Source organism: Shewanella sp. 5S214 (assembly GCF_041439795.1).
Taxonomy (GTDB): domain Bacteria; phylum Pseudomonadota; class Gammaproteobacteria; order Enterobacterales; family Shewanellaceae; genus Shewanella; species Shewanella vesiculosa.
Genome location: NZ_JBGOOV010000008.1, coordinates 20,150 through 34,342, shown reverse-complemented (window position 1 = coordinate 34,342; position 14,193 = coordinate 20,150). Strand labels below are relative to the sequence as shown.

At 41.2% G+C, this 14,193-nt stretch carries 11 protein-coding genes and 2 tRNA genes; 6 read left to right on the top strand and 7 right to left on the bottom strand.

What is annotated here, in order from left to right; translation table 11 throughout:
* The 7 genes from mutL to orn form a co-directional block, all read right to left on the bottom strand.
* A complete protein-coding gene (gene mutL, locus ACED29_RS07175; RefSeq protein WP_371697366.1) occupies positions 1–1,881 on the bottom strand; it encodes a DNA mismatch repair endonuclease MutL in 1,881 nt (626 codons plus the stop codon).
* 1 nt (position 1,882) lies between these two features.
* Positions 1,883–3,208, bottom strand: a complete 1,326-nt coding sequence (locus ACED29_RS07170; protein WP_124018308.1) for an N-acetylmuramoyl-L-alanine amidase — start codon at positions 3,206–3,208, stop codon at positions 1,883–1,885.
* Entirely contained in the window at positions 3,198–3,674 is a 477-nt protein-coding gene (gene tsaE / locus ACED29_RS07165; protein WP_124018307.1) for a tRNA (adenosine(37)-N6)-threonylcarbamoyltransferase complex ATPase subunit type 1 TsaE, read from the bottom strand. Before tsaE ends, ACED29_RS07170 begins: the two co-directional genes overlap by 11 nt.
* 172 nt (positions 3,675–3,846) lie before the next feature.
* On the bottom strand, positions 3,847–4,302 hold the full coding sequence (locus ACED29_RS07160) for a hypothetical protein (protein WP_124018306.1): 456 nt from the start codon (positions 4,300–4,302) through the stop codon (positions 3,847–3,849).
* A 573-nt stretch (positions 4,303–4,875) separates the two neighbouring features.
* Positions 4,876–4,951: transfer RNA gene (locus ACED29_RS07155), tRNA-Gly, on the bottom strand.
* Positions 4,952–5,177: 226 nt separating this feature from the next.
* Positions 5,178–5,253: transfer RNA gene (locus ACED29_RS07150), tRNA-Gly, on the bottom strand.
* Between the two features lie 196 nt (positions 5,254–5,449).
* Positions 5,450–5,995 carry an oligoribonuclease gene (gene orn, locus ACED29_RS07145; protein WP_124018305.1) on the bottom strand — a complete coding sequence of 182 codons (546 nt, stop codon included), beginning with the start codon at positions 5,993–5,995 and terminating at the stop codon, positions 5,450–5,452.
* A 112-nt stretch (positions 5,996–6,107) separates the two neighbouring features.
* Between orn and rsgA the strand changes: the two genes are divergently transcribed.
* The 6 genes from rsgA to ACED29_RS07115 all read left to right on the top strand — a co-directional run bounded on the left by rsgA (position 6,108) and on the right by ACED29_RS07115 (position 14,084).
* Entirely contained in the window at positions 6,108–7,178 is a 1,071-nt protein-coding gene (rsgA, locus tag ACED29_RS07140) for a small ribosomal subunit biogenesis GTPase RsgA (protein ID WP_124018304.1), read from the top strand.
* 62 nt (positions 7,179–7,240) lie between these two features.
* Positions 7,241–8,107 carry an archaetidylserine decarboxylase gene (gene asd, locus ACED29_RS07135; protein WP_371697365.1) on the top strand — a complete coding sequence of 289 codons (867 nt, stop codon included), beginning with the start codon at positions 7,241–7,243 and terminating at the stop codon, positions 8,105–8,107.
* Positions 8,108–8,560: 453 nt separating this feature from the next.
* Entirely contained in the window at positions 8,561–11,770 is a 3,210-nt protein-coding gene (locus tag ACED29_RS07130; RefSeq protein ID WP_371697364.1) for a mechanosensitive ion channel domain-containing protein, read from the top strand.
* A 24-nt stretch (positions 11,771–11,794) separates the two neighbouring features.
* On the top strand, positions 11,795–12,529 hold the full coding sequence (locus tag ACED29_RS07125; RefSeq protein WP_124018301.1) for a glycerophosphodiester phosphodiesterase: 735 nt from the start codon (positions 11,795–11,797) through the stop codon (positions 12,527–12,529).
* A 36-nt stretch (positions 12,530–12,565) separates the two neighbouring features.
* On the top strand, positions 12,566–13,528 hold the full coding sequence (locus tag ACED29_RS07120; RefSeq protein ID WP_182722347.1) for a D-2-hydroxyacid dehydrogenase: 963 nt from the start codon (positions 12,566–12,568) through the stop codon (positions 13,526–13,528).
* Between the two features lie 364 nt (positions 13,529–13,892).
* The gene (locus ACED29_RS07115; protein WP_124018299.1) at positions 13,893–14,084 is read left to right on the top strand and encodes a bacterioferritin-associated ferredoxin; all 192 of its coding nucleotides are present in this window, start codon (positions 13,893–13,895) and stop codon (positions 14,082–14,084) included.
* The last annotated feature ends 109 nt before the right edge of the window (positions 14,085–14,193 follow it).

The window sequence follows — 14,193 nt, the reverse complement described above, 5'->3', positions numbered from 1 at the left end:
TTAATTATTTTTCATCCAATTTTGCCAAGGCAATACGTGCTCTTGGTCATAACAAGTTTGTTTCGTTTCATCGTCAAGTGCACAAAATTGCTGCCATAAGACTTGTACTGGCTCAAATTGCGATAAACTTTGTTGTGCAAGCCAACCCACAATAGCATTATCTGAAGGCTGCTCTATTTGTATCCATTGCAATAATTCAGGTATCACAACAGCAAGTTGGCTTTCCCTCAAATATGGGGGCACTTTTTTAATAATCAACTGCTGAAAGCGAATTGTTAATTCAATACCCATTTTACGCAGTAATTGATCACGCTTGGCTAAGGTTTCTGGCCAATCTAAATCTGCAGCAACTGATATTGGCATTAATAACGGTTGTGACACTAAGCCATTAGCGAGTTTGATTTCAATTTGCTGCTTTCTCACTGCCAATTGCACCTTTTTTATAGGCAACAATGACAACTTATCATCTTTGCATATCACCCAATACTCACCCGCTAACAATGGGGGGATGGCCAACTCAGTCGCGACTTCATTAACATATGATATCGCGCTATTCATCGGGGTATGCAATAACTGTCCATAGCTAGCAATGGCAGATTTGGTCTGGGCAGCAGTTAATGGGCTAGCAGGCTTTTTATCATAACTAGGCTTAATTGCAGCTGAATACCCCCCAGATAAACTATTATTCTTTCCCGGAACATGCATTGAGCCGAACGCGCTAACACTATTAATCGCTTTAGTGGAGTCGCGATTAAGTGAAAATACGTCTTCAATGCTAGCGACGCTATTGGCATCATCCATCACAGTTGGATCTTGGGGCACCATTGCACAATCATCATGTTTATCTAGTGAATTAGATTCAGGTTCATGCTCAGATAAGGCTAACGCAGGCATTTGCACTAATGCCGATTGCACCGCTTGTAATATAAAATCATGCACATAGCGAGATTGATGAAAACGCACTTCATGCTTGGCTGGGTGCACGTTCACATCAACTTGGTGTGGATCAAGTGATAACATCAACACATATCCAGGTTGATGCTCAATACCGTACTCAGCAAAAGCTTGTTTAACAGCATGATTAACCAGTCGATCTCTAATTAATCGTCCATTGACATAAAAGAAATTCGTCTCTGTGATGACTGTATCTTGTGGTGACTGTAAATAACCATTTAGAGATAAGCCTTCATGTTCACAAGCAATGCTTAAAGCTTGCTCCGCAAATGCTCGGCCACAAATTTGTGCTAAACGTTGCTGCGTTTGAATCTCGGTATTTGCAGGACGATACTGACGCACTAATTTACCATTGTGGGTCAGGGTAAAATGAATATCGCGGCGCACCATGGCAATCCGCTTTAACCACTCATCAATATGAGTGAATTCGGTTTTATCACTTTTTAAGAAGCGTCTTCTAGCGGGGGTATTAAAAAACAAGTCGACCACTTCAATGGTCGAGCCTTGTGGATGTGCAGCAGGGGTCACTTTGACATCCATTTGCGAGCCTTCAGCGTAGGCCTGCCAAGCTTCAGACTGTTCAACTGTTTTTGAGGTTAATGTTAGCCGTGACACTGAGCTAATACTGGCTAGCGCCTCACCGCGAAAACCGAAGCTTAAAATAGCTTCGAGGTCATCGAGCGTATGAACTTTTGACGTTGCATGACGCGACAGTGCTAATGCCAACTCATCCCTAGGAATACCCGCACCGTTATCGCGGATGCGAATCAGCTTACTTCCGCCTTTATCGATATCAATATCAACTCTAGTCGCGCCGGCATCAAGACTGTTTTCAACCAGTTCTTTCACCACTGATGCAGGTCGCTCAACCACCTCGCCTGCTGCGATTTGGTTTGCAAGTTGTGGCGGTAACAGTTGAATAGCCATATTAAGCCCTTGGTATTACGAGTTTTTGACCAATACGTACTACATCACTCTTTAAATTATTGGCTTGCTTAATACTGCTTACAGAAACACTGTAACGCTGCGCAATAATTGATAACGACTCGCCACGCTTTACACTGTGTTTAACGTTTGACGTCTTGGCCATCAAAGAGTCAGCGGGCGGATTACCTTCAAAATAACGCAGCACACCTTTATAAATGGCATTAGCCAGCTTTTCTTGATGATTACCGTTAGACAACAACCGTTCTTCACCTGGGTTAGAGATAAAGCCAGTTTCAACTAAAATAGAGGGAATATCTGGTGATTTAAGTACAGCAAAACTGGCCGATTCTGGATTTCTTTTGTGAAGGTGAGTAATCGTATCTAAGTCACGAAGAATATCACCAGCTATAGAATGACTTATCGCCATCGAACTGTTCATCGACATATCGAGTAATGTCATGGCTAAATATTGTTCACTATCGGTATTTTGAATGATCTCGCCTGCACCGCCTAATAACTCGGAGTGTTTCTCTTTTTGCTCTAACCAGCGACCAATTTCACTATTAGCTCTTCGCATTGATAGCACCCAAACAGACGCGCCACTAGGCTGCGGTGAAGTGAAGGCATCAGCATGAATCGATATCAATAAATCAGCTTTACTGTTTCGTGCCAGTTCAGAGCGTTTATTCAAGTTAACAAAATAATCGCCAGTACGCGTCATCACCGCTCGCATGCCCGGAGTTGCATCCACTTTACGCGCCAAACGCTTGGCAATTTCAAGCACTACCCGTTTTTCATGCATGCCAGAAGGTCCAATAGACCCTGGATCTTCGCCGCCGTGGCCCGCATCAATGGCAACCACAATGTCTCGCGATGACTGATTAGCAGAGCGGCTAACGGTTTGACCTGTAGAGGATCCACCGTCAACATTTTCTAAGTCGACTACCAGACGGTTGCCATAAGGAGCTGTCGGAGGCAAAGTAAACAAACTGGACTTTACCGGCTTAGTTAAATCCATAACCAAGCGCAGTATGCCTTTTTTAGGCGGCGAGCTAAAACGTATCTTTTTGATAATTTTGCTGTTATTCGCTATTTTATCTAAATTAACTTTAGCGCCAGTATCCTGAATATCAACCACCAAACGATCTGGCCCAGTTAAGGTAAAACTGTCGTATTTAGGAGCTTGAGTTAAATCAAACACCACTCGAGTCGATTCTGGAGCAGCCCAAATACGCACGCTATCAAGTTGATTGGCTGCCCAAACTAAATTAGGCAAAAACAACAGCGTGATGATAATAGGAATAAAAAAAGTTTTTTTAAAAGTCATTATTATTTATATTAATTTTATTTAAAATTGCCTGCCCTGCAGGGGATATGGCTTGTAATTCAACCTGTCTTTGAGATTCTTTATAACGTAAATGCAAATGGATGTCAGCCTTAGGAAGTAATCCATGACCATTATCAGGCCATTCAACTAGACACACACTTCTATCAGTGAAGTAATCACGGATCCCCATATACTCGAGTTCCTCTGGATCAGCTAATCGATACAGATCAAAATGATACACATCCATATCGTTAAATTCATAAGGCTCAACCAGGGTATAAGTCGGACTTTTCACCGCGCCTTGATGACCCAAACTTTGGATAATACCCCGACTAAACGTTGTTTTACCCGCGCCTAAGTCACCAGTAAGATAAATCGTTAATGGTGGCACAATCCACTGCGCAATTTGTTGCCCAAGAGCGACAGTAGCTTGTTCATTTTCAAGGGTTTTAAGCAGCGATGTCATGGGTAAAGTCAGCTTCCATAAAAAAGAGTTACAAGAATGCTAAATATAACAGAAGTTATAGGGGAACTCCCACAGTTATGGTGGTTATTTTTTGTTAATAAAAAAAGCCAGCTACTGGGAATAGCTGGCAAACTAACACTTCAGGAAGTTATGTCAAAATTTAATATGTCGTTTAGATATCATCCATACGAATTGTGCTGTGAACTAAACGTTTTTGTTGAGTTTGCGCCACTCTGACCAAATCCATTAATGCACTCTTAATTTCATCAGTAGGGCTACTCATCGCTGTTTTTTCTAGCAGCGCGATTAAGCGATTTTCTAAATCAAGATGCAGCTCAAGCACTTGGTCTTCTTGCATATTGGCGGCTAATGAGGTTTCAAGACAACGTTTGCTAAAATCTTCGAAAGTAATGTCTTTATACCAAGTATTTAAGATTCTTGAGGGCGCATCTTCTATGTAACTTTCAAGTGTTTCGTATATATGTCTCTCATGCTGTTGAAAATAAGTTAGCATCATTTTTACTCTAGAGGAGTCTGCGTTACGATCTAAACGCTTATATAATTTCTCCATATCGAGATGGCAATTAGCAACATAATCAAGTAGCTCACTCAGTTGTTGGATCCGCATAACACTCACCTCGTTTAAAGCCCTAACTTCTTAGGAAAATCTATCTTGAGTTGATTATCAGAGATAACACCAGTAAATGATTTGAACCAGATCATGTTTTACTTCACCAATATGCTCTTACTTTAGAGATCCATGAAGAAGTGAGTACTAGATCACTTGTTTGTTGATTGCAAAAACAATTTGCTCAAACGTAGATGATGCAAATTTATTAAATGACAACATTCGGGATGAGTTAGATTGCAGTGGTGAGCATAAGAAAATGTGAATTTAGCTTTGGTAAGCCTTATGCAAAAGTAAACACTTCACCAGTTTTGGAATAAACAAGATTTGGAGTGACTTTTCTTTATAAACAAAGAGAGGTTCGAACCGATGACCTATACCTTAACAATGTATCGCATTTTCTGAAAACGCAACTGAGTCTAGTGTCGTAATAGTAATTAATTGGATTTTTAACAGAGGAAGTGATTTTGAGTGACTTTTCTTTATAAACAAAGAGGGGTTCGAACCGATGACCTATACCTTGGCAAGATATCGCATGTTCTAAAAGTAAGGATTTTAACAGACGAAGTGATTTGGAGCGACATATCGGGTTCGAACCGATGACCTATACCTTGGCAAGGTATCGCTCTACCAACTGAGCTAATGTCGCGTACTGTTTGCTTCATTATAAAGTTAGCAAGGTATCGTCTTTCAACCTATGCCAACTGAGCTAATGTCGCATTTCAAAAATCCATCTAGAAATTTGGAGCTGCCTTTCTTTATAAATAAAGAGAGGTTCGAACCGATAACCTATACCTTGGAACAAGATGGGTATCGACTCTTGCGATTAACTCAACTGAGCTAATGTCGCATTTCAAAAATTGTATCTAGAAATTTGGAGCGACATATCGGGTTCGAACCGATGACCTATACCTTGGCAAGGTATCGCTCTACCAACTGAGCTAATGTCGCGTACTGTTTGCTTTATTACTAACTTAGCAAGGTATTATCTTTCAACCTATGCTAACCGAAATAATGTCGCATACTTTAAAATTTCATGACAACTTCCTATGCCTCAGAGTTTGGCGCTCTGTAGAAAGTTGAGGCCGCATTATAGGTAAATTTTACTATGCTGCAACCCCCTTTTTGAAAAAAATTGTTCAATTGCTTAAATTTTAAATACTTCACTGCGATAAAACTGCATTTCGGCAATAGACTCTTTGATATCTTCTAATGCTTGGTGAGTATTTTTCTTGCTAAAGCCATTCATTGTTTCAGGGCTCCAACGACGAACCAACTCTTTGATGGTGCTCACATCAATGTTGCGATAATGAAAATACTCTTCAAGCTCTAACATGTATTTATTCAAAAAGCGGCGATCTTGACCAATGCTATTGCCACACATTGGTGATGCGCCTTTAGGCACGTACTGAGATAAAAAATCAATCGTTTGTGTTATCGCATCTTGTTCAGAACATTTACTGGCACGAACACGCTCAATTAATCCTGACTCTCCATGATGTTTTTGGTTCCAATCGTCCATCCCAGCTAACACATCATCTGTCTGATAAATGGCTAGAACAGGGCCTTGAGCAATGATATTGAGGTCTTGGTCAGTCACTAAAGTTGCAATTTCAATGACTCGATCAACAGCGGGTTCTAAGCCTGTCATTTCCAAATCAACCCAAATTAGATTATTCGCATCAACAGCCATTTATGCCGCCTTATATTATCTGTAGCCTAAATTCAGGCATTTTTATAAAAGAGTGTGTATCATACTGTTTTTTTGATACACAAAAAAACACCTATTTAATGAAGATAAGCCTGTGAGTAAAAAGAAACCCCTAAGTCAGGGCCAATTACGCCGAATGCGCGCCAATCAGACTAAACGATTAAAGCGTAATGACGATAATAGTCAACATGCCGAATTACAGGATAATTTGTTAGGTCCTGAACAAGCCGGTGTGGTGATTTCTCGTTTCGGTCAGCATGCCGATATTGAAACTACAGATGGCATGGTCTCGCGCTGTAATATTCGCCGAGCAGTGACCAGTTTAGTCACCGGTGATAAGGTCGTGGTGAGACTCGCGACTGAAGTTCAATCGGGCTCCAGTATTGGTGGTATTGTCGTCGCAGTTCACCCGCGAAAATCCTCTTTAACTCGACCAGATTTATACGATGGCGTCAAAATTATTGCCGCTAACATCGATCAAATCTTAATTGTGTCTTCAGTTCTACCTAGCTTTACCACCCAAATTATTGATCGATATCTAGTGGCTTCAGAAGACACAGATATTACGCCGATCATCATTCTCAATAAAATTGATTTATTAGATGACACTAATCGTGATGAAATCGAAACGGCATTAACGCGTTACCAAAATATTGGTTATCAAGTTTTCCGTGTCAGTAGTCACACTGGTGAAGGCGTTGAAGACCTCAAAGCATTACTCAATGACAGCGTCAGTGTTTTTGCCGGTCAGTCTGGTGTTGGCAAATCATCTTTGATCAATGCATTAATGCCAGAAGCTGAACTATTAATTGGAGATGTATCCGATAACTCAGGTTTAGGCCAACACACCACCACGACCGCAAAGTTACTCCATTTTGTTAGCGGCGGGGATTTAATCGATTCACCCGGTATACGTGAATTTGCCTTATGGCATTTAGACGCTATCAGGGTCGGTTGGTGCTTTATTGAATTTAGAGAATTTTTAGGCACCTGCAAGTTCCGTGATTGTAAACATGGTGACGACCCAGGATGTGCTTTACAACAAGCACTAGCTGATGGAAAAATAACTCAAGACCGCTTTAGCAATTATCAGCGTATTATTGCCAGTTTAGATGAACAACGTCATGCACGACACTTTCGTGCAATTGATGAATTAGACTCCTAGAGTCAGTAACCTTTAGGAATACTATTCCTAGTTCAACCTGCTTAGAAAAAAAGGGAAAAACATTGGACTCAATTAAAATTGCCTTGCAATACATGTTGCCAAAACACTTTCTGTCGCGCTTAGTCGGTAAATTTGCTGCTGCTGAAGCTGGAATGATTACCACGGCAGGGATCAAATGGTTTATCAAACAATATAAAATTGATATGTCTGAAGCACAGCAACCTGAGCCCGAAGCCTACAAAACCTTTAATGCATTTTTTACCCGAGCATTAAAACCTGAACTCAGACCGATAAACCAAGACAACAGCGTTATGGCACATCCGGTTGATGGAGCTGTGAGTCAATGTGGCCCAATTGAAGCTGGCAATATTTTTCAAGCCAAAGGGCACACTTATACCTCTGAAGCATTGTTAGGTGGTGATAAATCTGATGCGGCACGTTTTGACGGTGGCGATTTTGCAACCATTTATTTGGCGCCCAAAGATTACCATCGCATCCACATGCCTATCACTGGCACATTATCAAAAATGACTTACGTGCCAGGCGACTTATTTTCGGTTAACCCACTGACTGCGCAAAATGTACCCGGATTGTTTGCTCGCAATGAGCGCGTAGTTGCCATCTTTGAAACCGAAGCCGGTCCACTTGCAATGGTATTAGTCGGTGCAACAATTGTTGCTAGTATTGAAACGATATGGTCGGGTACTGTGACACCACCAGGTGGCAAACAAGTGTTTAGCTGGGATTATCCCACTACAGGTCCAGAAGCGGTTACGTTAGAAAAGGGCGCTGAAATGGGTCGCTTTAAATTAGGCAGTACTGTGGTGATGTTATTTGCACAAGACGCCATCGAAACATTTGCCGATGGGGTCGAGCCAGGTGAAACCACGCGTATGGGCCAACCGTTTGCTAAACTGCCTCAAGCATAATCAATATAATTATCAGGATACTGACTCCAGTATCCTGGTGTTATTGCTACATCAAGCCGTACTACTTTTAAGTCGTACGGCTTTATTTTATGACCTCTCTCCATTTTCTTTTTACCTTGTGGGGTTGCAGAAATACCTCGCATAATCACCATTAACCACTAGTTAAATAATGACTCGAAGACGATTACAGCACACTTGCTTTAGATGCCTGAGCCTAATCAAATAGCAAAGCATAGTTGCTTATATTGGCCACTGACGTATTCCCTTTTATACTTAGCTCATCATGGCAATCATCATTACGCGGCTCATCAATAAATAAACATCATACCGCTTGCGGGTGAAATAATTATTGTGGAATCAACTTTGCTTGAAACGATCTAAAGTCATCAAAAATATAGATTATAATCATTCAAATTTGCTACCATGTCCTGACTCCAATCTGGGCAAAGTATTATGTTACGTTTAGCGTGTTTATTCCTGTGTTTCCTTATAGTTAATACACTGTCAGATTCTGTATTTGCTAGCACTCCCCTAACCCTTGATAAACGATTGGGGCTAAATAGCCAAGCCGAAAATCAGCCACTTGATATACCATCGCAAATTGCCGAACTGCAAAGCAGTATTGAAAAACTGCAAATAGAACAGCAAACTTATACCAATATCGAACGCTCTAACAGTGAAACCAAGCTCTCATTGGCAGGACAAATTCGTGAAGCACAAATCCCATTAAGCCTTGATGATGATATCGATCTGGATCAGCAGGCTTCAATGGCTTATTTCCATTTATCAGAATTAAAAGAGACTGAGTCGAGCCTCAATGAGCAATTACGGACTATTTCACAACGTCAAAGACAACTACCTGATTTAATTGTTCAAGCAGAAAATGCCTTAACTCAGCACAATAAAACCCAACAAGTACCGATTGAGACACCCTTAGGCCAACGAAACCAGCTTCAAACCGAACTGCTCACTCAGCATATTGCGACCTTACAGGCGGAACGATTAGCGAGTCCGAAACAACTCGAGATTACCCAGCTTCAACAGCAGCTCAACCGCTTGTTATTAAGCCAACAAGAAAGCTTTATTGAGCTTATCAACAAACACAATATTGAATCTCGTCAGCAAAAAACCGCTGATACTATAGCCAATAACTTAGTTGATGCCCAAGAGCTAGCCGATCCTTTATCTCAAGAGCTGAGTAGATCAAACCAACAATATGCTGAACAATTACAAACGCTCACCAGTAATATTAAATCAGCAATAGAGAAGCAACAGCGGGTTGAGAAACGCTATCAGTCTCAAAATGCACAGCTTTCAAACGTACTAGAACAAATTACTTGGGTAAAAACCAACTCGGCATTTGGCGACCGTTTTTTGCAAATGCTGCAATCATTACCTAAACCGCCCAACCTAGACAAACTGCAAACAGAATTAGCTGATGCACGGCTGGAGCGCTATCAATTAGAGCAACATCAAGCATTAAACAGTCAACAACTTGATGACAGTGAAATGTTTAATGAAACCCAGATAAAACTCTTACAGTCACAGCAAGTACTCATAGATCAACTATTACAAAGTTATGATCAATATTTAGCTGAGTTTGCCAAGTTACGTATTGGTTATGAGCAGCTAAACCAACTGCATAACACATTAAAAAACACCCTTAATGAACATTTATTTTGGGTACCTAATGCCCCCAGCATTGGTCCATTGTGGCTCATCGATTTAAGTCACAGTAGTGTATGGTTACTGCAACCTAGCCAGTGGCAAGCGTTACAACAATCATGGTCTGAAAACAGCAATTATTGGGCTTGGTGGGGCATTTTATTATTATGCTGCCTGATGGCACATGACATGCTTACCCCTAAGTTTAATACCGCAATTAGTCGCTATGCGGTATTTGTTGGTAACGTGACGCAAGATAAATTTAAATACACCATCAAAACCCTCATCATCAGCTTAGTGTATGCCTTAATAAAGCCTTTACCGGTTATTGTGGCCGGCTTTATTTTCTCCCGTTCTGAGCAAAACATGGTTCATGCCGTGGGAGTCGGTATTTTAGCTATTGGTGTCAGTTATCTGATTTATCAATTCTTTTTCTTATTAACGGTAGAAAAAGGTATTTTAATCAGCCACTTCAGACGGCCGAAAAAAATAATCAAACAAGCGCAGCAAACCTTGGCTTCATTTGTGATCATTTCCGCACCCTTAATTGGCTTAATGGGCTTCACTGAAGCATTAGATACTTCATTAGTACGTAACAGTCTTGGCCGTGGGGCGTTTATCGTTTTCTGTGTTGTGCTGTTTCTCCTGTACAAAGATGTCATGTTATTGATTGGCCAATATCGCCAAAATAAGCCTAGCGCGACGAATATGGCGATCATTCACAAAGCCCTATGGGCCATCTTAATTGTTACGCCTATTTTTAGCGCCATCTTGGCTGCGGTCGGCTACTACTTCACGGCTTTCCAGCTTCTGTTACAACTGCAAATATCAGTATTATTAGGCTTAGGCTTTTTACTAACTTACCAGCTCATTAAACGCTGGATGCTGATTGAGCGCCGTTTAATCGCATTCGATCGCGCTAAAGCCAAACGTGCAGAGCGACTTGCGCAACGTGAAAGAGGCGAGTTGCAAAACAATGAGCCAATAGAAACCTATGAAGAACCAATTGTTGATTTAGAAACCATCTCCAGTCAGTCGCTCGGCTTAGTGCGATCGATTTTATTTTTAGCTTTTTTTGCCAGTTTATTGGGTATTTTGTCGCAGACTCATACCGCTGTATTCTCATTTTTAGATGGCATCACCTTATGGACCACCAACAGCAATGTGAATGGCATTGAGCAGCAAGTGCCAATCACATTAAAATCAATTTCATTCGGCATCATGTTAGTGGGCTTCTCGGTGGTGATTGCTAAAAACCTCCCAGGATTAATGGAACTGACGTTATTGCAAAGATTAGATTTATCGCCAGGAACCGGCTTTGCTATTACCACTGTGAGCAGTTATTTGGTGGTATTTTTTGGCATACTGTTTGGCTTTTCAACTCTTGGAATGGAGTGGTCTAAATTACAGTGGCTAGTTGCCGCATTATCAGTGGGTTTAGGTTTTGGCCTGCAAGAAATTTTTGCTAACTTTATTTCTGGTTTGATCATCCTATTTGAAAAACCCATTCGAATTGGCGATACCGTCACGATTCGCGACCTGTCCGGAACGGTCAGTAAAATTCAAATCCGAGCCACCACGATTGTCGACTGGGATCACAAAGAAATTATTGTGCCCAACAAAGCCTTTATTACTGAACAACTGGTTAACTGGTCGCTATCCAACCCGATAACTCGTGTCATCGTCACGGTATCGGTATCTCGTGATGCCGACCCAACCAAAGTGGAAATGCTACTGCATCAAGCGGTTCGAGAATGTGAATTATCGCTAACCATGCCAGAACCAGAAGTATGGTTTGCCGGTTTTGGTCAGCACACTCAAGATTACGAAATTCGCTCTTATGCTAAAGACATGTCGGCTCGGTGGCCACTACGCCATAGCCTGCATAAACTGATTAATAAAAAGCTCAAAGAAAACAATGTTGAACTTGCCTACCCACAAATGGAAGTTCATATTAATCATACCCCTAAAGAATCTACTGGATTATATAAAGGCTAAGCTAGCTATTGATTAAGGAGTGCTATGCTCGTTTTTGCTCACCGCGGCGCTAGCGGTTATGAACCTGAAAACACCTTAGTTGCGATGGATAAAGCACTCGACTTGGGTGCCAAAGCCATTGAATTAGATGTGCATTGCGTTGAGGGAGAATTAGTCGTGTTCCATGATCGCCGCTTAGAGGGCAAATCAACCGGAACTGGGCTTATCCACTTAACAACAAAAGCAGCACTGGCTCAGTTTACCGTTAGCGGGCAAGCTATTCCCACCCTATGGCAAGTTCTCGAACGAGTCAGTGTTAAAAGCAATGGCTTGTGCAGTGTTAACATCGAATTAAAAGGTGTTGGCTGCGTACAACCCTTTATTGCCTTATATCCGCAACTCCTTAAACAGTTGAAGTATGCTCCAGAGCAGCTATTAATCTCATCATTTAATCACCCGTATTTAGCGGCGATAAAACACGCCTTTCCACACGCGATTATCGCGCCATTACTCGGCGGGATCCCGCTCGACTTGGCGAAAATAATGACCACTCTCAATGCCTACTCGATCAACCTAGATCTGAGTTTTGTTAGTCAAGCCATTGTTGATGATGCCCACCAGCGTGGTGGCAAAGTGTTTGTTTATACCGTGGATAACCCAAATGATATTCAAGCGTTAAAAGCCATGGGAGTAGATGGTGTTTTCAGTAATTACCCAGACAAAGCCATTGCAGCAACCATGATGCCGATAACAATGGATTACACTGGATGGTTTGAGTAAGTAACCTGTTCTTCAATGCATGCTAACGGGGGGAATGTGGCACATAAACTATTATTGCTCACCAGAGAGAATGATAAATATCGGCAATTGCTGGCACAACAATCATTATTCGATCTAGAGATTGTCGAAGACATAACAGATCACATTGGTGATCGCCCTGATAACAGTATTTCAGATAACATTCATCAGGCAGATATTTGGTTAGCTGAACCCCATTTAGCGGCTGCTATGCTGCCGCATGCAACTAAACTTAAATGGATACAATCTACTTTTGCAGGTGTCGATGCCTTGATGAAGCCTTCGTTACCACATGATTATTTACTTACTAATATTCGCGGTGTATTTGGCCCATTAATGAGTGAATATGTTTTTGGTTACCTATTAAGCCATTATCGACAGCACGCCCAGTATACTCAACAGCAACATCAGCAACTTTGGCAGCCAGCTCAATACCGCACTTTACAAGGATTACAACTGCTGATACTTGGTACAGGTTCTATCGCTCAACACCTTGCTCGAACCGCTCATCATTTCGGTATGATTGTCAGCGGCCTCAATCGCCAAGGCGCGCTCGTTAATGACTTTGATCGTATCGATACCATAGATAAATTAGCAGATTACATACCTGCCGCTGATGTGATTGTGAGTGTATTGCCCAATACCCCACACACCACACATGTATTAAATGCTGCTAATCTGTGTTTATTAAAACCAGATGCCATGCTATTTAATATTGGCCGAGGCAACGCAATTGATTTGGCAGCGTTGCAAACTGAGTTAACACTATGCCCTCAGCGACGCGCGATTGTCGATGTATTCGAGCAAGAGCCTTTACCAGCTAATCATCCCCTGTGGCATTGCGATAACGTCACCATTACACCACATATTGCTGCACCAAGCTTTCCTCAACAAGTGGTACAAATATTCACCGAAAATTATTGTCTTTGGCAGCAATCTAAACCATTACAATATATCGTCGACGCTAATCAAGGCTATTAAAAATAGCCGAGTTATCATGATTTGATCTTTGCTCTGTGAGTCAAAGATCAAATCATCATTCCAGTTCGACTAAGTAACTTAAATTCCCGCCACTTGATCGCACTTAATAATGACATTAATACACCTTGAGCAACAATCATCAAAACCCTAGATAATTGATTTAATTAATATTCAAGCATATTTTTCTCATGCCATCTCAATATCTCATCACAGCGTGCCATTTTGATAAAAAAGTGAAGCAGATCAAACTGTATTAAAAATAATCATTCTTTGTGAAAAAAGTTATTGCCAATGATAACTGTTTTCATTTAGAATTAGATTACTTTCTTAGCCCTGGTCCATTTTGAATGAAGAGGCTTTCTCTATGTACGTTTGTCTTTGTCATGCCATTACAGATACTCAAATTAAAGCTGCCGTTAGCTTAGGTGACAGTTCACTGGCTGACGTAAAGAAACGTCTTGGCGTTGCAGACCAATGTGGCAAATGTGCCCGTATGGCAACTCAAATTATTCAGACTCAACTAGAGTACGAACCTAATTTTTATGAAGTGGCCTAATCCCCCGTCCACTTTTGTATAAAAAAAATGCTGCTCATATGAGCAGCATTTTTTTTATGCTTAAACGGGGTAATTTATTAACCGGGGAGCGGCTTAATGCTTTCATCCC

What these genes read in the sequence shown, in the direction of transcription:
- mutL (WP_371697366.1), bottom strand. Translation starts at nt 1,881, where the DNA reads ATGGCTATTCAACTGTTACCGCCACAACTTGCAAACCAAATCGCAGCA.
- ACED29_RS07160 (WP_124018306.1), bottom strand. Translation starts at nt 4,302, where the DNA reads ATGCGGATCCAACAACTGAGTGAGCTACTTGATTATGTTGCTAATTGC.
- tsaE (WP_124018307.1), bottom strand. Translation starts at nt 3,674, where the DNA reads ATGACATCGCTGCTTAAAACCCTTGAAAATGAACAAGCTACTGTCGCT.
- ACED29_RS07125 (WP_124018301.1), top strand. Translation starts at nt 11,795, where the DNA reads ATGCTCGTTTTTGCTCACCGCGGCGCTAGCGGTTATGAACCTGAAAAC.
- ACED29_RS07130 (WP_371697364.1), top strand. Translation starts at nt 8,561, where the DNA reads ATGTTACGTTTAGCGTGTTTATTCCTGTGTTTCCTTATAGTTAATACA.
- ACED29_RS07115 (WP_124018299.1), top strand. Translation starts at nt 13,893, where the DNA reads ATGTACGTTTGTCTTTGTCATGCCATTACAGATACTCAAATTAAAGCT.
- ACED29_RS07170 (WP_124018308.1), bottom strand. Translation starts at nt 3,208, where the DNA reads ATGACTTTTAAAAAAACTTTTTTTATTCCTATTATCATCACGCTGTTG.
- orn (WP_124018305.1), bottom strand. Translation starts at nt 5,995, where the DNA reads ATGGCTGTTGATGCGAATAATCTAATTTGGGTTGATTTGGAAATGACA.